This is a genomic window from Paenibacillus wuxiensis (assembly GCF_040195695.1).
GTDB classification, from domain to species: Bacteria; Bacillota; Bacilli; order Paenibacillales; family Paenibacillaceae; genus Paenibacillus_B; species Paenibacillus_B suaedae.
Genome location: NZ_JBEFZI010000011.1, coordinates 103,383 through 126,852 on the forward strand (window position 1 = coordinate 103,383; position 23,470 = coordinate 126,852).

Genomic DNA, 23,470 nt, shown 5'->3' on the forward strand with positions numbered 1-23,470 from the left:
TTAGAACGGAAGCCAATTCATTCCGTGCAAAAACACAATACCTACGATAATTGGCAGAACGTAGCGCAGCAGCACTACATATAACATTAGCCCCTTATGCCACATTGATGGCATCGTACTCCATTCTTCCTTCAATCGCTCCCGAGGGTATCGGAAGCCGACAAATAAGGAAATAAGCAGTACCCCTAGTGGAAGCATCACATTCGTTACCGCGAAGTCTGCCCACTCGAATACATTCTTGTTCAACCATGTCAGCTCGCTGCCTATTCCGAACGACAGTGCAGATGGCACGCCGAGCAAGAAAATAATCGTGCCAAACAACCAGCACATTCGCTTTCTACGTACCGCATCTTGATGCGAGAAGGCAGCGACAACGATCTCAAGCAGCGAGAACGCTGATGTTAGTGTTGCGAACAGGAACAAAGCGAGGAAGACCGCTATAAATATACTGCCGTATGGAAGCTGCTCGAATACATTTGGCAAAGTCACGAACAGCAACCCTGGCCCGTCCACTGGCTTCATCCCCAACGCGAACAATGCAGGGAAGATGGCGATTCCCGCCATGAATGAGGTCATCACATTTAGGCCAACGACAGACAGTGCAGGCTTGCCAAGCGATTCCCCCTTCTTCAAATAGGAGCTGTAGGTCACCATACAAGATCCGCCTACGCTCAAGCAGAAGAACGACTGCCCTAGTGCATTCAGCAGCGCTTCCGAGGACAGCTTGCTGAAGTCAGGCTTCAAAAAGTATACAATACCTTCATACATTCCAGGCAGCGTCAAGGAACGCACAATCAGCACCAGGAACAACACGAACAATCCTGGCATTAATATACGGCTTGCACGCTCGATGCCCGCCGTTACCCCTTTGGACACGACGATTATCGTCAACAGCATAAAGGCGCCCTGTGACAGCACCGCAAACCACGGATCTGCTGAGGTTTGCGAGAATAACTGCCCATAATCACGTCCGTTCTCCAGCAATGTGCCGCTCATTGAACGAAGAAAATAAAGTACAATCCACCCGCCTACTACACTATAAAAGGAAAGCAGCAGCGAGCATGTTGCCATCCCGAGATATCCGATCCAGTGCCAACGGCTGTTCGGCGCCAGATCCCGATAAGCGGACACGGCTTCCTTGCCTGTTCCACGACCGATAAGAAATTCGGCAAGGAGCAGCGGAAGACCGATACCGAATGTAAACAAAATAAATACAAGAAAGAAGGCTCCGCCGCCGCTCGTTGCGACTACATTTGGAAACTTCCATATTGCCCCGAGACCAATAGCGGCTCCGGCAGAAGCCAGTATGAATCCTAGCTTGGACGTCCATTGTTCTCCCGATTTCATATCATGATCCATCCTTCATTGTCTAATTGCTGTCACATATTATAACATAAGAAGGAACGGCTTCACGCATGATTTTAGGGCTTCGGCTGCGGAATTCACACACCAAATTACGGTTATCGAACAATCGCGAGCGCCAAGCCGTCATAGGCAGGCAGCAGCGTGCTGATCAGGCGTTCATCCTGAGCAATTCTCTCATTGAAGAGACGCATAGCCTGTACAGCTGGCCCTTGCTTGGATTCATCGAGGGTGCGTCCACGCAGCATCAAGTTATCTCCTGCAATAATGGCGCCCGGTCTAGCCAGCCGTATTGCATACTCCAAGTAGTTCGGGTAGTTCCCTTTGTCCGCATCAATAAAGAAGAAGTCAAATCTTGCCTGCTCCTTCTCTAGCTCAGCCAAGGCGTTCATCGCTTCACCGACTCTATATTCCACTTGACTTCCATATCCCGCTTCTATCAAGTTGTTCTTGGCAATATCCGCATAATCCTGACGCAATTCAAGCGATACCAGCTTGCCGTCTGACGGCATTCCGCGAAGCAGACAGCAGCCGCTATAACCGCCTAGGGCTCCAATCTCCAGTACATCCTTGCCCCCTGACATACTTACAAGCATGGTCAGCAATCTTCCGTACCCTTCGTGTACGGATATATCAGGCAAGCCATGTTGCCGAATATTTTCCTTAATCTTCTCTAACTCATGATCCTTCTTATAGAGCTGTTCCAAATATGTTTCAACCGCTTCATTAGACATTTTCACAACCTCCTGCTTTTTATGATATGATGAATGCCATATGAGTACAAGTCAGACGAGAAAACGGAGTTGAATGAGAACAATGAATCGACCTTGGTCGTTAATCGCAACTACGCCGATGGGACTGGAATCCGTCGTCGCACGCGAATTGCAGCAACTAGGATATGAAACCCAAACCGAGAACGGACGCGTCAATTTCACTGGCGGCCCGCTGGATGTGTGCCGCGCCAATTTATGGCTGCGCTCCGCGGATCGCATACTTATTAAGATGGGACAATTCCCTGCCCGCACCTTCGATGAGCTATTTGAAGGAACCAAGGCCATTGACTGGCATGATTGGATTCCGGCTCACGGCGAATTCCCGGTTGATGGACGCTCACACAAATCCCAGCTGTCCAGTGTGCCTGCCTGCCAAGGCATCGTGAAGAAGGCAGTTGTTGATAAATTAAAGCAGCAGTACCATATTGAGTGGTTTGAGGAAACAGGGCCGTTATACCGGATTGAGGTATCCCTGCTTAACGATATCGCTACCATTACATTAGACACAACAGGGCCTGGACTCCATAAGCGTGGGTATCGCAAGCAGCTGACTGGGAAAGCCCCGCTCAAAGAAACAATGGCCGCTGCACTTGTTCAGCTTAGCCGCTGGAATCCAGAGCGGCCGCTGTATGACCCATTCTGCGGCTCCGGCACACTGCTCATCGAAGCAGCTATGATTGGATGGAATGTAGCTCCCGGACTTCGCCGCACCTTCTCCAGTGAAGCATGGTCCGTCATCGGCGAATCATACTGGGAAGAAGCACGAGATGAAGCATTCGATGCTGTTCGGGACGATATTGAACTGCAGATCATGGGCTCTGACATTGATCCGGAAGCGATTCGCCTAGCTGAAGCAGCAGCGAAGAGCGCAGGCTTCGGTCGTGAGATCCAGTTCCGTGTTGCATCGGTTGCACAGGCTAAGCCTACCGGAGATTACGGCGTCATTTTGACGAACCCGCCGTACGGGGAACGATTAAGTGAGCAGGAAGAAGTCGACCGCATGATCCGCCAGCTCGGCTTCGTCTATAAGACGCTTCCGACATGGTCGATGTTCGTCATCAGTCCAAACCGCCAGTTCGAACATCGAATCGGCGATCCAGCAACGAAGCGCCGCAAGCTGTTCAACGGCAATATCGAATGCCAGTTCTATCAATACATGGGCCCGCTCCCACCACGCAAGCCGCGTCCGGAGCAACAGTCTTAAATTTAATCGGAGGCCGCTCTATCCAATCGAGTTGTACATCACTCGATTAGGATAGGGCGGCTTTTTTTATCGAATCCATCGGATAGAAACGTTGACGAAAATACCTCCATTTTTAAATAATTGGTAAATATATAAACGAAGTCCACTACTGTAACAGGTACCTTCTTTTTCAATTATTACATTATCGTAAAATCTGGTATGATGAAGATTGTTTGAATAAGTAGAAGTACAGAAAGGATGGAAGTATGAATTCGTCAATGTATGGCTCGTACCACAACTCAAGCCGTCGTCTTTCTTTCTCGTCCATATTCGGACGATTCGATATGGTATGGTTCATTGTCTTCATGATGTGGAAGCTGTTTTGGTTCGATCGAACGCTATCGATTCCCTATATGACAATGACCACGCCTGACTTTTTCGTTGCACTTGGCGCGGTTATCCTTATCGCCGGTTGGACGTTCTGGCTGTCCAAGCGCTGGCGTACAATAGTACTGCTTGTGCTCAATGTACTACTTACAATTCTTATCTTTTCCGACTTGGTATACTTTCGCTATTTTCAAGACTTCATCACAGTACCGGTTCTGCTGCAAGCTGGACAAGTTAGTTCGCTTGGCGACAGTATCGCATCCTTGATCCATATCGGGGACATCTGGCTATTCATCGATTGGATCATCGTTATTCCATTAACGATCATGTATTTCAGAGTACTGTCCAAGGAACGCCGGGAACATCGGAGTGGATACTCGCTTAGCAGTGAACGGCGCCGTCGACCGGCATGGGTGAGTCGCTTAATCACCTATATTCTTAGCCTTGTCATAGGCGCATTAATGATGGCTGTGCCGATACATCAAGCAACGACAACATGGGCATCCGGCGTCTTCTCGAGCAATTGGTGGAATGCTTCCATCTATAACATAACAGGGCTGTTCGGATTTCATGGATATGATGTGTACCGCTATGCGGAATTGAAATGGTTCGGCGGAAATAAGCTTAGCGAAGAAGAACTGGATAAGGCGCAGCATTGGTTCGACGATCACCGTGCGAAGCTGCAAGGCCCGCCTGCCTCTTTCGGAAAATATAAGGGCAGCAATGTCATTATTGTGCAGGCAGAAGCTTTTGAGAATTTTGTTATCGGCAAGTCCTTCAACGGACAAGAGATTACACCGAATTTGAACAAGCTGTTGAAGGAGAGCATGTACTTCAGTCGTTTCTCCCATCAAACCGGACAAGGACGGACATCAGATGCAGACTTTGGAGTGAACGCAAGCCTTCACCCATTGCCAACCGGATCTGTCTTTATCCGTTATCCAGATCAAACGTATGATTCGCTGCCATCTATTCTGAAATCGTCAGGATATTCCACTGGTGCATATCATGCCTATGATGCGGGGTTCTGGAATCGATATATTATGTACAGCAATATGGGATACGACACCTTTATGAGCCGTACCGATTATAAGATTGACGAGCCACTTGGGTGGTCACTTGGTGATAAGTCATTCCTGCACCAATCCGTAGCGCACATGGCTGACGGCAAATCTCCATTCTATAGCTTCCTTATTACGCTGACCAGCCATCATCCGTACAAGCTGCCAGCAGATAAACAGGAGCTGAATGTCGAGCCATATCAGGACACGATCTTTGGCGACTATTTGCAGGCTATCCATTACGTAGATGCAGCACTGGGCGAAATGATTGAAGATTTGAAGCAGCGCGGTCTATGGGATAAGACAATTTGGATGATGTACGGGGATCATGATAATTCGATTGAAGATCGCGAACCGCTTGCTCGCATGCTTGGACATGAGATCAGTGATTTCGATATGCTTGAAATGAAAAACCAAGTGCCACTTATCGTGCACTTGCCTGATGGAGCAAATGCAGGTACCTATGATACCGTGAGCGGTCAGCTAGATGTTGAGCCGACGCTCTTGCATTGGCTCGGAATCGATGCAAGCGATAAGCACCTCATGGGGCAAAATCTGCTGAACTCAGCAAATCGCTTAGTCGTCTTCCGTAATGGCTCATTCACAAACGGCAATATATATTATGTACCGTCAGCTGACGGACTGCTCGAACACGGTACCTGCTATGATTATGGGACACGCCAGCCAACTGATGTAGCTGCGTGCCAGCCATTCGCGGCAGAAGCGCAGAACCGACTTCACATCTCAGATCAGATCATTATGAACAACGCAATTAAACAATTGCGTGAACGCAAGAAATAAAATAAACAACGAAAAGAGCCGCTGCATCATCGCAAGCGGCTCTTCTTATATCTTCTTGCTGACCGTGAACCAAGGTGCACAGACATTATGTAGTGCAGTGTTTACAGTAAATCCTCCTGCTCCAACAGCTTATCAACCTTGCGTCGTCTGCGCTTCTCCTTCAAGCGGTAGTCCCGCTCCTCTTTGCGAAGCGCCTTCGAGATGGACAGACACATCCCGAGCAGAATGACGGCAAATGGCAGGGCTGTAAGAATGGATGCGGTCTGCAATGCCTCCAAGCCGCCTCCGAGCAGCAGGACAACTGCGATAAGGGACTGGAATAAACCCCATGCAATTTTAATCAGCGCACTTGGATTCGGATTCCCGTTCGTCGACATCATGCCGAGCACGAAGGTTGCGGAATCTGCTGATGTAACGAAGAAGGTAATAATCAGCAGCGTCGCCAGAATGGCAATATAACTCCCAAACGGCAGAGCATCCAGTGTTACAAACAATGCTGACGTAATGTCCGCTTTGACCGACTCTACGATTGGGAGTCCATCGAACATTTCCAACTTTAGCCCCGTAGCGCCGAATACCGAGAACCAAATAAAGCTGAATCCACTTGGCAACAGCATCGTTCCTAGTACGAATTCCTTAATCGTTCTCCCCCTGGAGACACGCGCAATAAAGGAACCAACAAATGGCGCCCACGCTATCCACCACGACCAATAGAACAAGGTCCAGCTTGCTACCCAGGAATCTTCTGTGAACGGCGTCAGCCGCAGACTCATCTGAATAATATTTTGCAAGTAACCGCCAAGCGTCGTCGTAAAGGAATCAAAAATAAAGGATGTTGGACCCAGCAGCAAAGTGAACAAGAGCAAGCCTAACGCAATAAGTAAATTCGTATTGCTGAGAATACGAATTCCCTTGTCCAGTCCCGACACTGCAGAAGCAAGGAACAACACCGTTACAATCGCAATAATGATGACCTGCACCGTTGCATTGCTCGGAATACCGAATGTGTGGGCAAGTCCACCATTAATTTGCATCGCACCGAGACCTAGCGATGTTGCTACCCCGAAGGCCGTTGCAATAATCGCCAATATGTCGATCGTCTTACCGATCGGCCCCTTTACCCGATCGCCAAGCAATGGCTCAAAAGTCCAACTGATCAAGCCATTATGGCCTTTTCGGAACGTAAAATAGGCGATTCCCAGCGAGACGAGCGTATAAATGCCCCAAGGATGCAATCCCCAATGGAAGAAGGAGTAGCGAAGCGCTTCATTCGCAGCACCAGGTGTCATTCCTTTCAGCGTTGGCGGATTTATGTAATGGCTGATGGGTTCGGCCACCCCCCAGAATACGAGCCCGATCCCCATACCTGCACTGAACAGCATGGCGAACCAAGAAATATTAGAGTACTCCGGATCATCATCATCACTGCCTAGTGTAATATGTCCAAACTTGCCAAATGCAAGATAAAGACAGAATACTAAAATGATTAGCGCCGTAATCAGGTAGAACCATCCAAACCGCTCTGTCGTAAATGACAAGGCTGCGCTAGATTGCGTGGATAAGCTCTCCGGGGACAGGAAACCCCAAATAACAAACGCTAAAATAACTACTACTGATATACCAAATACCATAACCTCACTCCCAGATGCTAAGACTTGATGTCGGCGATGGAAGGGCAAAAAAATCCCAGACATAGTCCGGGACAAGAACAAACATCATGACGATAAAGACAATAAATTGCGTACACCTATCCCTCAAAGGAATCCAGTTGGTCTGCACCAATGGAATTCAACCGGGATTGCTCCGCTGCAAGCATTTCTTCAGCTAATTGGACCGGATGTGGATTATCGCTGTCTGCGGCCTGTAGTACGGCACGCTCAGCGTGTTGAAGAGATTGCTCCGCCTGATAGACGGATTGGTCCGAAGGATGTGACATTGCTTGAGATACAGCGTTGTGCGCTGTCTTGACTGCGTTCTGCGCTTGCGAAATCGGGTTTTGCGATTGCAAGCTTGAGTCATATTTGGACATGCTGCGAGCCTCCTGCGCCAGAGTATGGACTGTTCCCAACAGAGAGTAGTTGTCTCCAACGATTAGGATATCGCTTCGCAGCTTTTTCTATGCGGTTAAAAACTTACTATTTCACAAAAGGCTTCGCCTTCTCGATAGCTTCATCCTCCGTCGGAGCGATTACGTATCGTCCGTTGATAAAGATGAACACTCGCTTGGCACAATGCCCACAGTATGACTTACAGCCAATCTTGATATCCGCTTCCGGATCTAGACCTTTGACTTTCGGCAAAAAAGTCTTCATTTTGATATGCCGACATTTATCACAAATACGAATATCGTTCGCCATTGTTCTTCACTCCGCTTTACCCCATTGTCTTGTTGTACTTTCGCAATGAAATTGTTGCGTTCGCCAACCTCTATGTCATTGTACGGGAACCTGGGGCGAGAAGCAACCTTTTGCGTCACATTCCGTCATTTTAGGTTCGGATCTTCATACTTTAGGGCACGTTTGGAAAACCAAGGCAGCAGAATTAAGGTGAGAATAATGTCATCAATAGGCATAAATGGAATCAAATCTACCGGAATCAACCAGTAGATAACAATTGCACCTACAAATACTGCCTTCTCCCAAAAAGGAACACGCTTCGATGCCAGTAATCTTGGCACCGAACTGAGAAGCAGCCACAGCCTCTGCCAAGACCGCTTAGGACGTGGTCGCCGTTGTGGACTGCGTGGAGTTGGATTCGCCAATGGTTACACACCTCCTGCTGTTAGTGTGCGTAGCGAATCAGAGATCATACAGCAGCAAGCAGCAATGCCCTTGCGTGTCCTTCATTATCGTTGCCTTCGCTATGGAAGCAGCGCTTCCTTCAAGATAGCGGCGACTTCCCGATACATTCCATCGAAGTCATCGAGCGGTAGTGGACTAATACCGTTGCCAACTTCAATCGTGAAACCAGGCTTCCTGTAGCGCTGTATGAACCAATCCTTATAGCCTGCATCGCTGCCTGACAACTTCACTGCCCGATATCCGCTGGCCTTCTGGAATCGTTCTGCCCACGCTAAGGATTCATCTGGTTCGAAATCACGATAGTTCCAATATATTTCCTGTCCTTGCGTATGGAAGGACAGAGCTAGTTCAAATGGAATCCGCTCGGATAACCCCGCCAGCGCAGCTGCTTCCGGCTCAGACAACGGTCTCGTCCCACCATAGTTGAGAGGTGCTGGCGAATACACACCCCTTCGGGCTTGTTCTTCCTCCCAAAAGGCAGGGAACTGATCATTGAGATCAATCCCGCGAATATTGGCTTTCCAACGATGGAATCTGCGAGAGCCTTGATTCCATTCCATAATCGAATTGTAGAACGGGTGATTCGGGGAGATTCCTTCTTGCACAAGCTCTACCCCATCAGGATTCGTCATCGGTACGATCCACAATGTCGTCCGCTCATACGCAGCAAGGGGATCCCACCCGTTCCATGCCCCGCCACTGTCGTAGGCTCTTGCATAATCTTCGGCAAATTGCATCAGTAGCGCCGATGTAATCCATTCATTCGCATGTACAGAACCATTCGCATGTACGGGCACAGTACCGTTGCCGATTACAATTGCGGGAATCGGCTTCCCCAGCACACTCATTCCGATCTGCTCAACGCGGACGAAGGGATAACTGTTCTGCAAATGATGAATGTCTCGTACTAACTGGCCATAACCGTATTCAGTGGTCTTCCTCTCCCATTCCCTACTCCACTCGAAAGGAATTAGCATCAATTGCCCTTGTATGATTCTCCTCGGATCAATGGTTGGATTCGCTTCGGCGAGTCGCTGTGTCGATACTTGGAATCGCTGAGCGATATGATAGAACGTGTCTTTTGCCTGCACAACATACTTATTAAACGGAAGCTCCGGAATATCAATTACTTGTCCGGGAATTGCGTATCCCTCTAAGCGCAGCTGAGGGTTGGCGTTCATCAACGCATGCAGTTGGATGCCGTAACGTGCACATATACGAAGATAGGTATCCCCTTTTTGCACTAGATAAGGAACAGCCACGATTGTCGCTCCTCTCCCAATTCGTTATTGGTTGAGCATATGCGACGGGATAGAGGTTCATAACTTCAAGGATGATCATCCCTAGGTCGTAACACAGAGAAGGCGTTCCTATCTGGCAGACTATCTGCTCAAAGGAACGCCCTCAAATATCATGATCATATATAAGTTCATGAATCTCATTGAATGATTTTGGATTACATGATTTTAGGAATTTGCCAAATGACTGGAGTAGCCTGAATCTGCTCGCCAAGCCACTGGCGGGCGATATTCTGGAATATTTCCGGATCGCCGCTGCAGAAAAACTGATGAACCGGTACTGCTTCCGTATTCGCCAACTGGCTTTTGTCCTGCAAAATCGTACTGATCTCGCGAGCTGTCTCTTCCGCTGAGTTTATTAATTGTACCTTAGGCCCAATCGCATCTTGGATAGAATCGGACAGGAATGGATAATGGGTGCAACCTAAAATGAGAGTATCAATAGGTACATTCTGCAACTGTTCGAGTGACTCGCGTACAACATCAGAGGTCGATTCACTGTTTCTGAACATCCCTCTCTCAACAAGAGGAGCTAGACGAGGACAAGCTTGACTGACTACTTCAACATGAGGAGACAGCCGCTTCAATGCTTGTTCATATGCGCCACTGCGGATTGTGCCTTCTGTTCCGATAACACCGACATAGCCGCTATTGGTAGCGGACAGCGCCGCACGGGCACCTGGATGAATGACTCCGATTACAGGAATGGACACGTAAGCTCGAATATATTCCAATGCTACGGCTGTCGCTGTATTGCATGCAATTACGATCATTTTAGGTTGAAATTGAATAAGATAATCTACGATTTGACGGGTGAACAGCCTTACTTCCTCGGCAGTACGAGGACCATAAGGCGAACGGGCTGTATCACCGAAATAGATGACTTTCTCCCGCGGCAGTTGACGCATCACTTCTTTGACAACTGTCAACCCACCGACACCCGAATCGAGCATGGCTATAGCTTGCTGCACGAATACACCGCTTCCTTCGTCTCTTGATTGACTGACCTTACTTACCATATGTATTCTTTAAATAAAACGTACCTCGATCTTATCAGTAAGAAGGACAAGGTTCAAGTCATCTAGTACTGGCAAAACACGGTGCGAAACTTTTCGCTTCCAAAAAACGTCATTAATAGGTGGAGACAAATCAGAAAGGGTTGAAAAAGATGCAAACGGAGCGTTCTATTTCCAAACACAATAAGAATCGAGCGTTGCCTCCGCGCCACGCAATTCGAGCAAAACAGCGGACTAGCAATCCCAAGCAAGGGAAGCCGAGGAAGAAACGATCTGTATGGCGCATTCTGCGCATGGTTGCGGCTATCTTCATCCTAATTTGCTCCCTTGGCGCCGGATGGTTATTCCTGACCCCTTCCGGTACAGATATGCGGTTCTTGATTGCCGATACACTAATCACGACGCAGCATCGACATTGGGCCAAGTATATTATTGGTCAGGCCGAATTAGACAAGCGTGTCCAAGAGTATTGGAAGAACTTCGAGCGAATGGGAGATGAGAAAGCCACGATTGATATCAAGAAGCCTTCCATTGCTGAACAAACCAAAAAACCACTCATCGAATATAAGGAAGTAAGTGGTACAGGCGCTACCGGTGCTTCGTTCAGTGGGTATCTGATGATAGTGAACGATCCATCCAAAATTCGAATTGGCGTTCCCGGCAAGGCCGGAAGAGGCGAGAAGGTCTCCAGCATGGTAAAACGTACTGGTGCCCTTGCAGGAGTCAATGGCGGTGGATTCGCTGATCCGAACTGGGAAGGCAATGGCTTCAAACCAATCGGAGTCGTCATCAACGACGGCAAGTTATATTACAACGGAGTAGGCAAGAAAAATACACAAATTGTAGGGATAGATAAGGATGGGAAAATGGTCGCCGGCAACTTCTCGGTGAGCGAGCTGCTCGACATGGGGGTAAAAGAAGCAGTTACCTTCCAGCCTCGCATGATCGTGAACGGCAAGGGGCAAATCCGCAATCATGCGGACGGTTGGGGAATTGCACCTCGGACGGTAATGGGGCAGCGTGAGGATGGAGCAATTTTATTCCTTGTTATTGATGGCCGCCAGCCTCATAGTATCGGGGCCGACTTATACGACTGCCAAAAAATTATGCTCGAGAATGGCGCAATCATCGCTGCTAACTTGGACGGAGGCTCGTCTACTGTACTTGTCGAGAAGGACGGCGTCATCAAAAATTCACCATCAAGCCAATATGGCGAACGTTACTTGCCTACTGCATTTTTAATTTTTGAACATCCTGAAGAAGCGAACATCCCCAACATTTGGGAAGGGTTGAATCCGGGTGATATCGATCCATCCAAGTGGTAATCAACGTAATTAGACGTATTTGAAAACACAATGATCCCTACCATCTCATTGCTTACGCATAAAGTGGTAGGGATTTTTAACAATAAACGCTGCTAATGTCTCCTTGCGGCTATTGTACTTCTTCCTTATTCTCCCCATCCTGCACGTTCACTTCCGCCTCTGCTTCCTCATTCCATTCCTCAGTCGGTTCTGCTGTTTGTTCAGCAGATAAGCTTGAAATGGCCGCGATTTGCGCCTCTTCTGAATTCCGCTGTTTCCATGAGCTGAAGCCTTGCTTGAAGGATGCAACCTTGCCCTTGGCGGATGAAATCAACTCGTCTGTCTGCTCTCCAACCTGCCTTGCCCACTCCTGTGTCCGTTCACTGACCTGCTGTGCACCCTCTGCAATATCTTTGCGCAGCTCGCGACCGCTCTTCGGTGCGAACAGCAATGCCGATACCGATCCAATCACACTTCCGATTAATGCCCCTATCCAAAACTTCTTATTGCTCATCTTTCCTTCCTCCTCATCACTCAGTTCCCGGTCTATTTCTCCGAGCTAGGAAATGTAGACGAGCTAGGAGAGCGCCCAGATAGCTTCCCTTGAATGGAGGCCCATATAGAGCATCCTAGCTCGAATAGCTGGAGGATATCCGTCAATCGCTGCTTCCCTGCAGATTCCGTACCTTGCTGGCTAGCATGAGATATAATTCGCTCCAATGCATCATTTCCTCGTTGAATGATATCCCGGGCACGCTGCAATTCATGTGTCCACTCCTTGACCGTTCCTACTGTCTGTTCTGTTTCCTTCAGCACATCCTCAGCACGACGCGTCAACACTTGGAGCTGGTGAGCTAATTGCTTCCCTTCATCCAAACTAGCGTCTGCCTTCCCCAATGTGCGCATCCCACGGATAATCAGAACGATAGCAGCTATACATACAGCACTCCAAGCAATAGCAGCCAACAAGATGCTCCATTCCGTCATCGTCTCCCCTCCTTAGCTGTGAAATCAACCGGGCGCATGCCCATGTCGTATTGACAGTATAAGGAAGTTGGGCTCGTATTGACACAACCATGCCTGTACTTTTTGGGTATGCCTGTCCTGTGCAGCACAAAAAGACAGACCCCTGAGGGGTCTGCCTACATCTAACTAACATATGCAGGAATACGGCTGTGCAACGGTGTGCGCTGAACTCATTCCATTTATTCCTGCTTGTCTGTTCGAGGACGAATCTTGTACGTACAGCGCTGACCCCGCTCAGCAAGGCATTCTGTCCGTTCTACATCACTATCCAGTAAATCCCGGAACAATGCTAGTTCACAAGCACACGGTTCTTTATATTGCTGAGCGACTTGTGCGATCGGACAATTGTACTCATGCAGGAGCCAGCTTCCATCGTCTGCTTGCTCCGTCTCTACCATATATCCATTTGAGTCTTGGATGTGACCAAGCGCTTCTAATCGTGCTTCAAAATTCTTGCCTTGGACAAGGGGTGTGTATTTTTCCAGCATCGACTGTTTTCTGCCTTCGAACAGACGTTGGACACTATTCTCATCCTGCCAAGATTCCATTTCTTGAAGCAGATCTAATATAAGCTGATGATATTGCTTCGGAAATCGTTCGTCACCCGTATCAGACAAGCGATACATTTGCAAGGGACGACCCATCTGCTGACGAACCATTTCGGTGTCCAGCAAATGATCCTGCTGCATGGCATATAAGTGCCGTCTTACCCCCATCTCTGTCATCTCCAGCTGCTTGGCAAGCTGAGCAACAGACATAGCTCCATTTGTCTTGAGTAAGCCCATAATCTCTTCACGTGTGGATAATTTGCGTACTGGTTGCTTCATGTAACCACCTTAACTTTGGTTGTCATCGTATCGTCATTGTATCGCATCACTCCCATACAGACAACAACCTTGCCTAAGATCCCATACATGAATTATTTCAGTGCCAGTTCTTTCGTTATGAATTGGCGAACAGATTGAGCGAATTCTGGCAGCCATACAGGGAGGCTGGACAGCTGAGGATGTATCGCCCCTCTCTCCCAAGCGATATAATCTTGAACCAGCGCCCTGCGCAAGACAACAAGCTGAAGCAATGACGCATGAAGCTCAGGTGATACCGCTTGTTCCTGAGCAATAATCTCGACGATATCCTCATAGCTGCTCGCATCACGCATCAAGAATCCGTCAATAAGCAAGCTGCCGACATCGGTTATAATCTCGATCGCGATGTGCAGCGCACGTTCCTGCGCGAACGAACTATGTAGACTTCCGTCCCATTTCGCTATAATCTGCTCTACTGTCTGTATGAGATTCGGTATAAAATCAAGACGCTGCTCGATCTGCTCCATGTTCACGTAATACATTCGTTAGCCCTCCCTTGAGATGGTATTGCGTATAACGCGGAATGTCGACTTCTACTTCATCCCTCAAAGCCTAAGTCTTCCGTCCCATTACTACATTCGGCGTAGGTGATCAATCTCCTGTTCCTGCCTGCGGCATGAAAAAAAGGAGCTTGCCAGCCCCTTCTCTCAACTGAAACGTATTATTCTACAATAAGAACCGATTTCATATCATCATGGCCTGTTCCACACATAACCGAACATTGGATTTCGTATTTGCCTGGTTTCTCAAATACAACGTCCTTTTCCATTTGGCCATCCTTCAGATCAATGCCTAAATCTTTAATTTCAGCACCATGCAAGCCGGATTTGTTCACAAGCTTCATGCGAACCTTCTCTCCAGCCTTCACTTTATACTCCGGTTGGTCGAACTTAAAATCACTCGTTGCCACAAGCTTAACTAGAGTGACTCCCTCAGGAGCTGCCTCCTCGACCTCCGGCTTCGGCATATTGAACAGCATCAAGCCAGCGGCAAGCAGGCACGCAATGCTGAACAAAATGAACATAGCCCATTTCTGCATAACAGTTCTACGCCCCTTCGTCAGTTACATTCATCACTTCTCATATTACAAAATCTTTCCTATTTCTCTCAATACATTCTTGCAAATTTCGGAAGCAAATTTTGTAAATGTGACAATTCAATGAACATCAAATAGGTGTAAAATGACATCTCTTGTGTCTTGAGGAGAAGATATCCATGTAAAAAATAATATTACGCTTCTAGCTGTTCATTCGTATCTCGCAGTTCACTAGGTGACATTTGGAAGTGATCCTTGAATAGTCGATTGAAGTTGGACAGGTTGCGGAAGCCACTTTCTGCGGCAATCTCGATGATTTTTTCATTCGAAGAGGTTAATAACTGAGCTGCATATGTCAATCGAAGCCTGATGAGATAATCCAGTGGTGATGTGCCTACCGTCTGCTGGAACAACGCACTGAATCGGGATGGGCTCAAATGTGCCAAATCAGAGAGCTTCTTCAACGTCCATGGAAAGGCTAGTTGAACTTCCATTACGCGAATGACCTCTTTCACCGTCTGCACACCTCTAGATGGCGCAGGAGTATAGCTAGAGAGGGGTTTGCTAGCATATCTGCTAAGCAGCGTCAGCAGCCGCATGTATTGTGCTTGAACGATAGATACATAGCCAAACTCCCTCTGAGCCAGCTCTTGCTTCACATCCATCAACACTTCGGATAGCAATCCGCATTGCGGCATAGACCTATACAGGACATGTGGCACAGTTTGTCCGATACGATGTATTACGGAACTCATATCTTCGGCCCACCAACCATTCATCTGGTGAGGCGTCTCAAGATGAAACGCTTCCAGCAGCAGCTGATCTGTCCCGCATACCCGATGCAATTGCTGAGGTGGGATAAGCACAATGTCGCCCTGCTGGATCGTATACTGTGTTCCGTTAATGATATATAGGCCGTTGCCCCCAGCGATACGATTGATTTCCCAATGCGAGTGCCAATGCGCGAGGGTCACCCTTGGATGATTGCCATGCACTATTTGCTCGATTCTCGGCATCATCACGTTCTGCTGCTCGCCTCCCATTTCAACTGAAGCGTGGCCCGATGATTCTAAGTCAGAGTACCTTATCATATAATTATCAACCTCCTGGCATTCTGCTATGAATATAGAGGTGAACATTGGTTAAGATTATGAGAAAGGCTTATTTGCGTTTGTGTGAAGCGGAAATACTCTCAGCAAGTTTGGACACCCGCTCCTCCTGCTTCATCGTCATTCGCGCAAGTATGGAGTTAATTTCATTTTGAAGTTCGTTTCTCTTTTCAATTAGTTCACTAAGATGCTTGAATTCTGTGTCGTCTTCGTGCATGGTGGGCTCCTCCAATTTTGTCTCAAAGTCATTCGCTCACTATATGTATCACCATCTGCAAGACAAATGAAAATACTTAATTTTTGGAATATGGATTTTCCACCCTTCGTGAAGAAATAAATTGACAAACGAGCCCAAACAACATAATATGTTACTTGCAAAAAATTTAAGGATGCAGGTGAAGCCAACGTGACCTATGAACCGATTGTAAAGGAAAAAACGTTAATCGAACGCAACGATGCCGATAACCTTTATCAAGTAAAAGTAAAATTGCAAGATGGTACGCTATGCCGCGTCTTTTATAATCACGGTGCCAAACATGTTAGCAGACTGCTTACTATTCCATGCCCGATTTGCCGCAAGGATTTCATTTGCAAATGCATGAGTCGCTTCGCTGACCAACTTGACGAGCAGATCAACTTGCCTGAACTGCTGGCTAAGTAAATCGCACAACGATTCATCCGTTCGGATTCGTTCACTGAATATAAGCAGAAATACAAACTCTCTTACTGCTTCGTGCGGGAAGGGAGTTTTTGTTATGCCTTGCAGCATAAACTTCCAGTCCTTTTTCTCCTCTCAACAAAGCAACCTAATTATACCATTTATTCATTGTAAATTTGAATAACCCTCCATTTTCTAAAATTTTTTTTATCTTCCCTTTCCTAGCTGTGAACGCATGTTAGTACCGCTCGCGGCTATAAGAGCAGACCACTGAAAATCATAAGAACATTCATCCACGTATGCCAGACCACGACAGGAATGAGGCTGTTGGATTTGATCGTAATTCCTCCGAAATACAGCCCACCCAGCGCAAAGGCGATGCAAACGCCCCAAGGGAATCCAAGGGAATAATGCTGTAAACCAAACCCTGCGCTAGTCACAATTACTGCCCACCTATCACCTAATTGTTCAGAGAACCGGCTAAGAAGCACCCCTCGCCAGATGATCTCCTCCAACACATTTATGAATGAAAAAGCGAGCGCGAATAACCAAATCTCTTGCACGTGACCCCATCCGTTTCGAATCACAAACGGCATAAAAGCTACAGAAGTCGCTGCAATTGCGACGAGCAAGAAAACCTTAACTTTGGATTGACGGAAGCCCGACCAAATAAATGGTATATCTATCCGCTCGTTCCAAAGCGGTCTTTTCGCATACAGCATAAAAGGTAATTTTTGAATAAGCGCTAAGACAAGCAAGGGAATGAGGATACAAATCAGTGACAATCTGTTGAGAAGGATATGCCATTCTTTGGGCTCCAAATCGTGAATCCAACTTGAGTTTATGAATAAATAGAGAGCAAATCCGGCCCCCAAACCTATCGTTGTCATGAGAAATGATCGCATTGGCTTGTAAATGAAAAGCAAGCCAGTACAGCATACCCACAAATTCATCAATATGTAGTTTTGCGTTTGCAGGGAGATCATAAGTGATCCAAGCAAGAACAGACAAGCTACATTTCGAAATAAAGTGAAATTCATTCTTTATCCTCCTTATGGAATAGACAATCGTGGAATTACGCTAAAGGGTACCCATCTGTCCATATTATCGAGGCACTCCATACATATACTGGACTATTGTGAGAGGATGTGAGTATTGACATGGATAGGAAGGAAATGGGCTTTGCTGATCGTGTAATCTTTATTCTCGGACTAACCCTAGCCGGTGTACTGACATTTGTCCTTCTGGTCGGAGTCATTGTTGCAATATTAAAATTTTTCATGGATAGAAAGGAACGAACCATCCAAGTTCAGCCAGCTCCAATGCTAAAGGATGATCCGAAAGCACCTTTGGAAAGTGTTTCGACAAGTGAGCAATTATCTGAAGAAAAAGAATTGCAAGTCAATGATGAGCAAGAGAGACCACCGAATTAAATGATTTTAGAATGGAGTTGACACAATTGGCAACGAGTAATCAAGGGATGTCGAAGTTCTTTAGTGATGTGAAGAACGGATTTTTACATTTCGCCAATACCTATTCCGTAGCAGTAAAAAACGGCGCGAATGTGGCAGAGAAGCAAATTATTGAAGCGATGGAGGAAACAGATCAACCCTCCGATATTCCTGCTGGAAAGCTGTTCGCAGCCGTTAAAATTGGCGTACAGCATGCCAGTGAACATTTGGTGAATTCAGGTATGGAATTCGCCGAACAAATGAAAAACAGTCAGAAAAGCAATATGGAGAGAAAGTGAATTTTGCCATCGCTACAATTAAATAAAAGGGTTGACTCTCTGTTTCGTGTTTTCTCCTCTTGGTTGATGAACGTACGTTATTGACCAGAGGTTTTTTTGAGTTGGACACGCATCTGCTACGAGAGCATGGTTTGAATTATTGAGAAAACATAGGACCACTTCCTTCAACGATAATAAGAAAGCAGTCCCTATTACATTTTCATGTATTTATTACTCTTTATTTTCCTTCTCTTTTGCTTTTTTTTCTTTTTCTTTTTCCTTTTTTTCTTTTTCACGCTGCTCTTTCTCAATTTCTTTTTGTGCTTTTTCTTGTTCCTTTTGTGCCTTTTCTTGCTCCTTTTGTGCTTTTTCTTGCTTCTTTGCTTGCTCTTTTGCCTGCTCTTCTTCTTTTTTCTTAGCTTTTTTCTCAATCTCCTTCTGTTCTTTCAGTCTCTCCTTTTCTTTCTTTTCTTCCTTTTTCTTTGCTTTCTTCTCAAGTTTAGCTTGCTCTTTCGCCTTTTCTTTTTCCTCTTTGTCCGTTGATTTCTGTTCTTTCGTTTCCTCACTCATGTTTTATCCCTCCATATTGGAATTGAAAACCTTGTTCAAACGGTATCTAATGACTTCTGGATTAAAATATTCAAGCATATGAATCCCTGGCAATAACTCGAAATAAATGTCATATTTCTTATAAGGGATTTTAGTGTGCAGATCAGGGATACGAAGATTGAGAGGCTTTTGGAACAGATCAACAGCCTCTTCTTTGCCCTTGAGCCCAGAATCAACCACTTTCCTGTAGGATTGTAATCCCATCGAGCTGATTGCTTTGCCAATCCCCTCTTGTCTATGAGCAATACTCTCAAACAAAGAAGCGGGTACGTACTTTGAATTCACGATTGCAATATTGTGAGAAACGATAAAATCACTTTTGTCGCTTATCAATAATGATTCTCTCAGATATAAAGGAGCGGCAGAAGAGTCCACTTGATAATCAGCAGGTAATTCATTCAATTGCTCTTGTCGAATGACCGTTACGCGCATCTTTTCATTCAACATGGTTTCCAGCAAATCTGTTGTCCTTCCATCTGTCACTAATAGCAAATCGAAAATCAGTTTCTGCATAAAGTCCAATGCTTTCCCCGCATACTGCGAGTCCTTGCCATCGGTATCTGTCATACAGTTACCTCCATTAGCCGTATGTCAGCTCGTGTTGATATATAACCTGTGTACAGCAACTTCTGGTATGATAACTTGCTGCTAACGATAGAGACCGGAATCGCGGAGACCCTGCAAGAAGATGTGAAATTCGTCAAGATTCAACTGCTGCTTCGCATCAGAAAGTGCAACCTGCGGATTCGGATGCACTTCGACCATAATACCGTCCGCGCCAGCTGCTAACGCTGCTTTCGCGCATGGAAGCATAATATCCTTACGACCAGTCGCATGGGTAACATCCACGAGAACGGGGAGATGGGTCTCTTGTTTCAATATCGGAACAGCAGAAATATCGAGTGTATTACGCGTCCATTTCTCGTAGGTGCGAATTCCGCGCTCAATTATCATAACTTGGTTATTCCCGCTGGATAGCAAATATTCAGCCGCAAATACGAATTCCTCGAGCGTGGCGGAGAGACCGCGTTTCAACAAGACAGGCTTTTGAGTTTGGCCAACGGCTTTCAGCAAATCAAAGTTATGCATATTGCGGGCACCAATCTGAAAGATGTCAATGTAACGAGCTGCCGTGTCAATATGCATAGGGCTCATGATCTCACTGATCGTCACCATCCCCGTTTCATCAGCCACTTCCTTCATGATTTGCAATCCTTCTTCGCCAAGGCCTTGGAAATCATACGGTGATGTTCTTGGTTTATACGCGCCTCCTCGTAAGACGGTAATGCCGGCATTCCTCATTGCGGAAGCAACGGTAAGCAGCTGATCTCTGCTTTCAATAGAGCAGGGGCCAGCGACGATAATAGGCGAAGAGCCGCCGATTTTAGTATGATTTACTTGAATAACGGTATCCTCACTCTTATGCTGGCGGCTAACGAGAAGCTTGCGCTCGGCAGGAGCCTCTTTTTTTATTTCAGGATTCGCCAAAGAATGGGTAGCAAGCTCTTTCAGTAGTTGTTGGTTGCCAACTGGTTCCGCTTGTGAAATGCCCTGCTTATTCTTTTCTTGAACGATTTCCGCAGCCATTCGTGCACGTTCGTTCATCAGATCAAGCAATTGTTGATTAATTCCATCCCATTGCGTAATTAATTGTTTCCATTTGTCGCTCAATACGAGTACACCCCTCTTTTTCACAATTGACTGCAGCCTTTCCCTCATCAGCTTAGATTTTATTTCGCTTCTGGATATATACCGGTTTGGTCGATGGCGCGTTATTTACGAGCCCAACTCGATCGAGAAGCGTTGCGTCGGTAATGATTTGAAGGGTGATTGGTAAATGAAGCTTTTCAGCTAACCGAGTTTGGATGTCCTCCCTACTCCATTGTCCAGCATCGTGCGAATCAAGAAGAACGTACAATCCCTCTTCTTGCTCCAATACCTTCCATGCATCTGGAGCAGGTGTCAACGAATAGATAGCTTCTTGGATGTCATAAGCATCTAGAATCGTATCACCGATTACGATTCGATCCTTACTTCTACCGTAATGCACCAACTTGCCCATTGCTCGCCCACAAGCACACCTGGAAGGTTCGACGGAGATAATATCTTCATTAAAGTATCGCAACAGAGGAGAAGCTTGATGTGTGAGCGTTGTTATCGCCGCAAACCCTCTTTCTCCTTGAGCAACAGGGCCTGAACCATCTTCATGCAGCACTTCCACGTAAAAATCCTGCTCCACGATATGCATCGATCCATACTCACACATGGTTGCAATATTCGCGGTTTCAGTCGAACCATACATATTAAAAACGGGTACACCCCACAGCCTTTCGATATGCTCTTTGCGTTTCTCGCTCATTAACTCACCAGCAACGCATATAGCCCGTAGCTCTGGTAATTCTGTGTTCACATCCAAACCAATGAGACGCGCTGTCTCAGCCAGAAGCTCCATCTCGCGCGGAAGCCCCGCTAATACGGTAACTTGTAGGCGCTTCATAAGACTTAATACTCTCGGATATGGTGTAACTACCGTACGTCCGCTTGCAGGTACAACCCCTGCTCCTGTCTGCCAAGCAGCTTGCTGCATTAAGAAGGCGGGCAGCGCCAGGGCATACGGGAATCGAATCAGCACAAGATCATCCGCTGTTAATCGGACTCCGCATTCCTGAAGCTGTCTTCCGCCTACTCGCATATCTTCATGCGTGAACCAAGAAGCGGAAGGTTCGCCGGTTGTACCCGTGGATTCGTGGTATTGGGCAATCTTACTCATTTCGACAGCTAGGTGTCCGAAAGTACCGGCATTCCGGAGATCTTCTTTCGTTGTCAAGGGCAGTGTTTGAATGTGCTCCATCCCGATGTCATCGATGTTATAGTTCGCTAATCGATCCTGATATAGAGGAGATTTCATTAGGCGTACTAATAAATGCTTGAACTTCTCCTCCCGCTCCCTCTGAATATCGGTCATAAGGGCACCTCCTCTCGGCGTAACACGGCGCTTTAGGATGGTTAATGCGAATCCTTGGCCCCATGCTCCTAGCTGTCTTACGTGAATATTCGCGTTGCTTTGCCAAAAGTCCGAGGAATATCATGTCTGATTACCACTTCGCAATCAATGCCGATTCGATCCGTCATATGCTTCCGGATTTTCGTTGCCAATTGCTCATCTGTTAATTCCGTCCGAAACGGTTCGGCTTCAATCTTGAATGATCCCTGATTCAATTTGAAGTGATACCACATACCCACATCTGGAATTTCCATCAAAAATTGTTCTAATAGGAACGGTGAGTAGTCTTCATCCCCCAATCGAATCATGCTTTCCATTCTTCCTCTCAAATGAAGGACGTCCATCGTGAGACCGCAATCACATTTGGATTTCTGTAAATATCCGATGTCCCCACTGCGATAACGCACCATTGGCATGGCCTCGCGCAACAGCGTCGTTACAACGATTTCTCCCGTCTTGCCGTAAGGGAGCTTTTCCTGCGTAACTGGATTAATAATTTCGACTTTTACATGTCCCTCCATCACGTGATAACCTTTGTGCTCACTGCATTCGACCGCGACGACGCCACATTCGGTCGATCCGTAGAAGAAGGATACTTCGCATCCCCACCATTTTTCCAAACGCTCACGGAATTTATAGGAGCAGCCTTCACCTGTAAGCACTATTTTTTTCAATCGTATGTCTTCACCTATTTTGATGCCGAACCGCTCGCTTTCTTCAGCCAAAAGCGCCGCATAAGAGGGCGTCGTAGTCAGAACAGTAGCTTGGAACTCCTTCATCAATTCTAATGACTTATCGACGGGAGCCATGTAACCGCCTTTGCCAAGTGACAGTACTGCCGTTCCAAATGCAAACTGAAACAACCGCTGAAACCCAAGACCAGGCAGAGCAAATTCATAAGGCAAGGCGACGGCTACCACATCAACATCCGTTTCCTTAAACAATTCCAAATATTTCGGCAGCAAATCATAGACATACTGATCAGCTAACGAGTACGAGGTATAAATAGGCTTTCCCGAAGTACCGCTCGTAAGGTGAACCTGCCCGATTTCTTTCGGGTCTACACATAAGATCTTCTGCTTATCGCCTCGAATGACGTCTTTATTCAATAGCGGTACATTTGTTAATTGCTCCAGGCTTTCAATCTCCGGCACTGTAAAGCCTGCTTCTTCCAGCTTTGAACGATAATATTCATTGCGATCCCAAACATGGGCAAGCGTGGCGTTAATTGCTTGTAACTGATACTCTTCGATTTTTTGCCGAGGCAGCTTCTCAATGGTGCTTCCATCCTCATCCAATTTCGTGAAAAATGCTTTGAATTGTTCTAGATGGGATGTATGTTCGTCCACGGTTACCTTCATTTTATGGGTTTGTGCTTTCATAAAAATCCTCCTAACCATTTTCAGTCCACACCTGCGGCATGTTATTCGTCTAGCATTCTCTCAAT

At 46.7% G+C, this 23,470-nt stretch carries 27 protein-coding genes; 6 read left to right on the top strand and 21 right to left on the bottom strand.

Annotated elements, in window-relative coordinates:
- Entirely contained in the window at window positions 1-1,347 is a 1,347-nt protein-coding gene (locus ABN764_RS23900; protein WP_446673306.1) for a sodium-dependent transporter, read from the bottom strand.
- Between the two features lie 113 nt (window positions 1,348-1,460).
- Complete coding sequence (locus ABN764_RS23905; RefSeq protein WP_174808468.1) at window positions 1,461-2,096, bottom strand: O-methyltransferase; 636 nt, start codon at window positions 2,094-2,096, stop codon at window positions 1,461-1,463.
- Window positions 2,097-2,178: 82 nt separating this feature from the next.
- Here ABN764_RS23905 and ABN764_RS23910 point away from each other — a divergent pair, with 82 nt between their 5' ends.
- On the top strand, window positions 2,179-3,339 hold the full coding sequence (locus tag ABN764_RS23910) for a THUMP domain-containing class I SAM-dependent RNA methyltransferase (protein WP_174808467.1): 1,161 nt from the start codon (window positions 2,179-2,181) through the stop codon (window positions 3,337-3,339).
- A gap of 245 nt (window positions 3,340-3,584) precedes the next feature.
- Window positions 3,585-5,567 (top strand): LTA synthase family protein, encoded by a 1,983-nt coding sequence (locus tag ABN764_RS23915; protein ID WP_174808466.1) that lies wholly within the window; start codon window positions 3,585-3,587, stop codon window positions 5,565-5,567.
- Window positions 5,568-5,668: 101 nt separating this feature from the next.
- Here the strand turns inward: ABN764_RS23915 and ABN764_RS23920 are convergent, their stop codons facing one another.
- The 6 genes from ABN764_RS23920 to racE all read right to left on the bottom strand — a co-directional run bounded on the left by ABN764_RS23920 (window position 5,669) and on the right by racE (window position 10,637).
- Window positions 5,669-7,198, bottom strand: coding sequence for a glycine betaine uptake BCCT transporter (locus tag ABN764_RS23920; protein ID WP_446673307.1), 1,530 nt, complete (start codon window positions 7,196-7,198; stop codon window positions 5,669-5,671).
- Between the two features lie 116 nt (window positions 7,199-7,314).
- Window positions 7,315-7,596 (bottom strand): hypothetical protein, encoded by a 282-nt coding sequence (locus tag ABN764_RS23925; RefSeq protein ID WP_021253278.1) that lies wholly within the window; start codon window positions 7,594-7,596, stop codon window positions 7,315-7,317.
- 106 nt (window positions 7,597-7,702) lie between these two features.
- Window positions 7,703-7,924, bottom strand: coding sequence for a YuzB family protein (locus ABN764_RS23930; RefSeq protein WP_021253279.1), 222 nt, complete (start codon window positions 7,922-7,924; stop codon window positions 7,703-7,705).
- 125 nt (window positions 7,925-8,049) lie between these two features.
- Complete coding sequence (locus tag ABN764_RS23935) at window positions 8,050-8,328, bottom strand: YkvA family protein (protein ID WP_446673308.1); 279 nt, start codon at window positions 8,326-8,328, stop codon at window positions 8,050-8,052.
- 99 nt (window positions 8,329-8,427) lie between these two features.
- Window positions 8,428-9,630, bottom strand: a complete 1,203-nt coding sequence (locus ABN764_RS23940; RefSeq protein ID WP_446673309.1) for a M14 family zinc carboxypeptidase — start codon at window positions 9,628-9,630, stop codon at window positions 8,428-8,430.
- A gap of 194 nt (window positions 9,631-9,824) precedes the next feature.
- Window positions 9,825-10,637: a glutamate racemase gene (racE, locus tag ABN764_RS23945; RefSeq protein WP_021253282.1), complete on the bottom strand. Its 813-nt coding sequence runs from the start codon at window positions 10,635-10,637 to the stop codon at window positions 9,825-9,827.
- Between the two features lie 197 nt (window positions 10,638-10,834).
- On the opposite strand from racE, the gene ABN764_RS23950 reads away from it, so the two are divergent.
- On the top strand, window positions 10,835-12,007 hold the full coding sequence (locus ABN764_RS23950) for a phosphodiester glycosidase family protein (protein WP_021253283.1): 1,173 nt from the start codon (window positions 10,835-10,837) through the stop codon (window positions 12,005-12,007).
- A gap of 109 nt (window positions 12,008-12,116) precedes the next feature.
- Here ABN764_RS23950 and ABN764_RS23955 read toward each other — a convergent pair whose 3' ends face one another.
- The 7 genes from ABN764_RS23955 to ABN764_RS23985 form a co-directional block, all read right to left on the bottom strand.
- Window positions 12,117-12,500, bottom strand: a complete 384-nt coding sequence (locus ABN764_RS23955; RefSeq protein WP_036667669.1) for a YtxH domain-containing protein — start codon at window positions 12,498-12,500, stop codon at window positions 12,117-12,119.
- A 32-nt stretch (window positions 12,501-12,532) separates the two neighbouring features.
- Window positions 12,533-12,973: a DUF948 domain-containing protein gene (locus ABN764_RS23960; protein ID WP_446673310.1), complete on the bottom strand. Its 441-nt coding sequence runs from the start codon at window positions 12,971-12,973 to the stop codon at window positions 12,533-12,535.
- 218 nt (window positions 12,974-13,191) lie between these two features.
- Window positions 13,192-13,839, bottom strand: coding sequence for a helix-turn-helix transcriptional regulator (locus ABN764_RS23965; protein WP_028533838.1), 648 nt, complete (start codon window positions 13,837-13,839; stop codon window positions 13,192-13,194).
- 92 nt (window positions 13,840-13,931) lie between these two features.
- The gene (locus ABN764_RS23970) at window positions 13,932-14,360 is read right to left on the bottom strand and encodes a DUF86 domain-containing protein (protein ID WP_065293619.1); all 429 of its coding nucleotides are present in this window, start codon (window positions 14,358-14,360) and stop codon (window positions 13,932-13,934) included.
- A 179-nt stretch (window positions 14,361-14,539) separates the two neighbouring features.
- On the bottom strand, window positions 14,540-14,917 hold the full coding sequence (locus ABN764_RS23975) for a cupredoxin domain-containing protein (protein WP_021253288.1): 378 nt from the start codon (window positions 14,915-14,917) through the stop codon (window positions 14,540-14,542).
- Window positions 14,918-15,108: 191 nt separating this feature from the next.
- Entirely contained in the window at window positions 15,109-16,005 is an 897-nt protein-coding gene (locus tag ABN764_RS23980; protein WP_446673311.1) for a helix-turn-helix transcriptional regulator, read from the bottom strand.
- 70 nt (window positions 16,006-16,075) lie between these two features.
- Entirely contained in the window at window positions 16,076-16,240 is a 165-nt protein-coding gene (locus ABN764_RS23985; protein WP_155987360.1) for a hypothetical protein, read from the bottom strand.
- Window positions 16,241-16,429: 189 nt separating this feature from the next.
- Between ABN764_RS23985 and ABN764_RS23990 the strand changes: the two genes are divergently transcribed.
- On the top strand, window positions 16,430-16,684 hold the full coding sequence (locus ABN764_RS23990; RefSeq protein ID WP_021253290.1) for a hypothetical protein: 255 nt from the start codon (window positions 16,430-16,432) through the stop codon (window positions 16,682-16,684).
- A 251-nt stretch (window positions 16,685-16,935) separates the two neighbouring features.
- Here ABN764_RS23990 and ABN764_RS23995 read toward each other — a convergent pair whose 3' ends face one another.
- On the bottom strand, window positions 16,936-17,721 hold the full coding sequence (locus tag ABN764_RS23995) for a CPBP family intramembrane glutamic endopeptidase (protein WP_446673312.1): 786 nt from the start codon (window positions 17,719-17,721) through the stop codon (window positions 16,936-16,938).
- A 120-nt stretch (window positions 17,722-17,841) separates the two neighbouring features.
- On the opposite strand from ABN764_RS23995, the gene ABN764_RS24000 reads away from it, so the two are divergent.
- Window positions 17,842-18,114, top strand: coding sequence for a hypothetical protein (locus tag ABN764_RS24000; RefSeq protein ID WP_065293616.1), 273 nt, complete (start codon window positions 17,842-17,844; stop codon window positions 18,112-18,114).
- 26 nt (window positions 18,115-18,140) lie between these two features.
- Window positions 18,141-18,431 carry a hypothetical protein gene (locus ABN764_RS24005; RefSeq protein WP_446673313.1) on the top strand — a complete coding sequence of 97 codons (291 nt, stop codon included), beginning with the start codon at window positions 18,141-18,143 and terminating at the stop codon, window positions 18,429-18,431.
- Between the two features lie 210 nt (window positions 18,432-18,641).
- On the opposite strand, the gene ABN764_RS24010 is transcribed toward ABN764_RS24005, so the two are convergent.
- From ABN764_RS24010 to ABN764_RS24030, 5 genes are all read right to left on the bottom strand, one after another.
- Window positions 18,642-18,980, bottom strand: coding sequence for a hypothetical protein (locus ABN764_RS24010; RefSeq protein WP_268626450.1), 339 nt, complete (start codon window positions 18,978-18,980; stop codon window positions 18,642-18,644).
- 3 nt (window positions 18,981-18,983) lie between these two features.
- On the bottom strand, window positions 18,984-19,586 hold the full coding sequence (locus ABN764_RS24015) for a 4-hydroxybenzoate synthetase (protein WP_446673314.1): 603 nt from the start codon (window positions 19,584-19,586) through the stop codon (window positions 18,984-18,986).
- A gap of 81 nt (window positions 19,587-19,667) precedes the next feature.
- Window positions 19,668-20,690, bottom strand: coding sequence for a bifunctional 3-deoxy-7-phosphoheptulonate synthase/chorismate mutase (locus tag ABN764_RS24020; RefSeq protein ID WP_446673315.1), 1,023 nt, complete (start codon window positions 20,688-20,690; stop codon window positions 19,668-19,670).
- A gap of 52 nt (window positions 20,691-20,742) precedes the next feature.
- Window positions 20,743-21,984 (bottom strand): phenylacetate--CoA ligase family protein, encoded by a 1,242-nt coding sequence (locus ABN764_RS24025; protein ID WP_446673316.1) that lies wholly within the window; start codon window positions 21,982-21,984, stop codon window positions 20,743-20,745.
- 77 nt (window positions 21,985-22,061) lie between these two features.
- Complete coding sequence (locus tag ABN764_RS24030; RefSeq protein WP_446673317.1) at window positions 22,062-23,405, bottom strand: phenylacetate--CoA ligase family protein; 1,344 nt, start codon at window positions 23,403-23,405, stop codon at window positions 22,062-22,064.
- Window positions 23,406-23,470 lie beyond the last annotated feature (65 nt).

Coding starts and splice junctions, on each gene's coding strand:
- ABN764_RS23975 (WP_021253288.1), bottom strand. CDS start 14,917: ATGCAGAAATGGGCTATGTTCATTTTGTTCAGCATTGCGTGCCTGCTT.
- ABN764_RS24030 (WP_446673317.1), bottom strand. CDS start 23,405: ATGAAAGCACAAACCCATAAAATGAAGGTAACCGTGGACGAACATACA.
- ABN764_RS23905 (WP_174808468.1), bottom strand. CDS start 2,096: ATGTCTAATGAAGCGGTTGAAACATATTTGGAACAGCTCTATAAGAAG.
- ABN764_RS24025 (WP_446673316.1), bottom strand. CDS start 21,984: ATGACCGATATTCAGAGGGAGCGGGAGGAGAAGTTCAAGCATTTATTA.
- ABN764_RS24015 (WP_446673314.1), bottom strand. CDS start 19,586: ATGACAGATACCGATGGCAAGGACTCGCAGTATGCGGGGAAAGCATTG.
- ABN764_RS23955 (WP_036667669.1), bottom strand. CDS start 12,500: ATGAGCAATAAGAAGTTTTGGATAGGGGCATTAATCGGAAGTGTGATT.
- ABN764_RS23930 (WP_021253279.1), bottom strand. CDS start 7,924: ATGGCGAACGATATTCGTATTTGTGATAAATGTCGGCATATCAAAATG.
- ABN764_RS23995 (WP_446673312.1), bottom strand. CDS start 17,721: ATGAATTTCACTTTATTTCGAAATGTAGCTTGTCTGTTCTTGCTTGGA.
- ABN764_RS24000 (WP_065293616.1), top strand. CDS start 17,842: ATGGATAGGAAGGAAATGGGCTTTGCTGATCGTGTAATCTTTATTCTC.
- ABN764_RS23915 (WP_174808466.1), top strand. CDS start 3,585: ATGAATTCGTCAATGTATGGCTCGTACCACAACTCAAGCCGTCGTCTT.
- ABN764_RS23985 (WP_155987360.1), bottom strand. CDS start 16,240: ATGCACGAAGACGACACAGAATTCAAGCATCTTAGTGAACTAATTGAA.
- ABN764_RS23950 (WP_021253283.1), top strand. CDS start 10,835: ATGCAAACGGAGCGTTCTATTTCCAAACACAATAAGAATCGAGCGTTG.
- ABN764_RS23970 (WP_065293619.1), bottom strand. CDS start 14,360: ATGTATTACGTGAACATGGAGCAGATCGAGCAGCGTCTTGATTTTATA.
- ABN764_RS23920 (WP_446673307.1), bottom strand. CDS start 7,198: ATGGTATTTGGTATATCAGTAGTAGTTATTTTAGCGTTTGTTATTTGG.
- ABN764_RS23980 (WP_446673311.1), bottom strand. CDS start 16,005: ATGATAAGGTACTCTGACTTAGAATCATCGGGCCACGCTTCAGTTGAA.
- ABN764_RS23960 (WP_446673310.1), bottom strand. CDS start 12,973: ATGACGGAATGGAGCATCTTGTTGGCTGCTATTGCTTGGAGTGCTGTA.
- ABN764_RS23900 (WP_446673306.1), bottom strand. CDS start 1,347: ATGAAATCGGGAGAACAATGGACGTCCAAGCTAGGATTCATACTGGCT.
- ABN764_RS23925 (WP_021253278.1), bottom strand. CDS start 7,596: ATGTCCAAATATGACTCAAGCTTGCAATCGCAAAACCCGATTTCGCAA.
- ABN764_RS23910 (WP_174808467.1), top strand. CDS start 2,179: ATGAATCGACCTTGGTCGTTAATCGCAACTACGCCGATGGGACTGGAA.
- ABN764_RS23965 (WP_028533838.1), bottom strand. CDS start 13,839: ATGAAGCAACCAGTACGCAAATTATCCACACGTGAAGAGATTATGGGC.
- ABN764_RS24010 (WP_268626450.1), bottom strand. CDS start 18,980: ATGAGTGAGGAAACGAAAGAACAGAAATCAACGGACAAAGAGGAAAAA.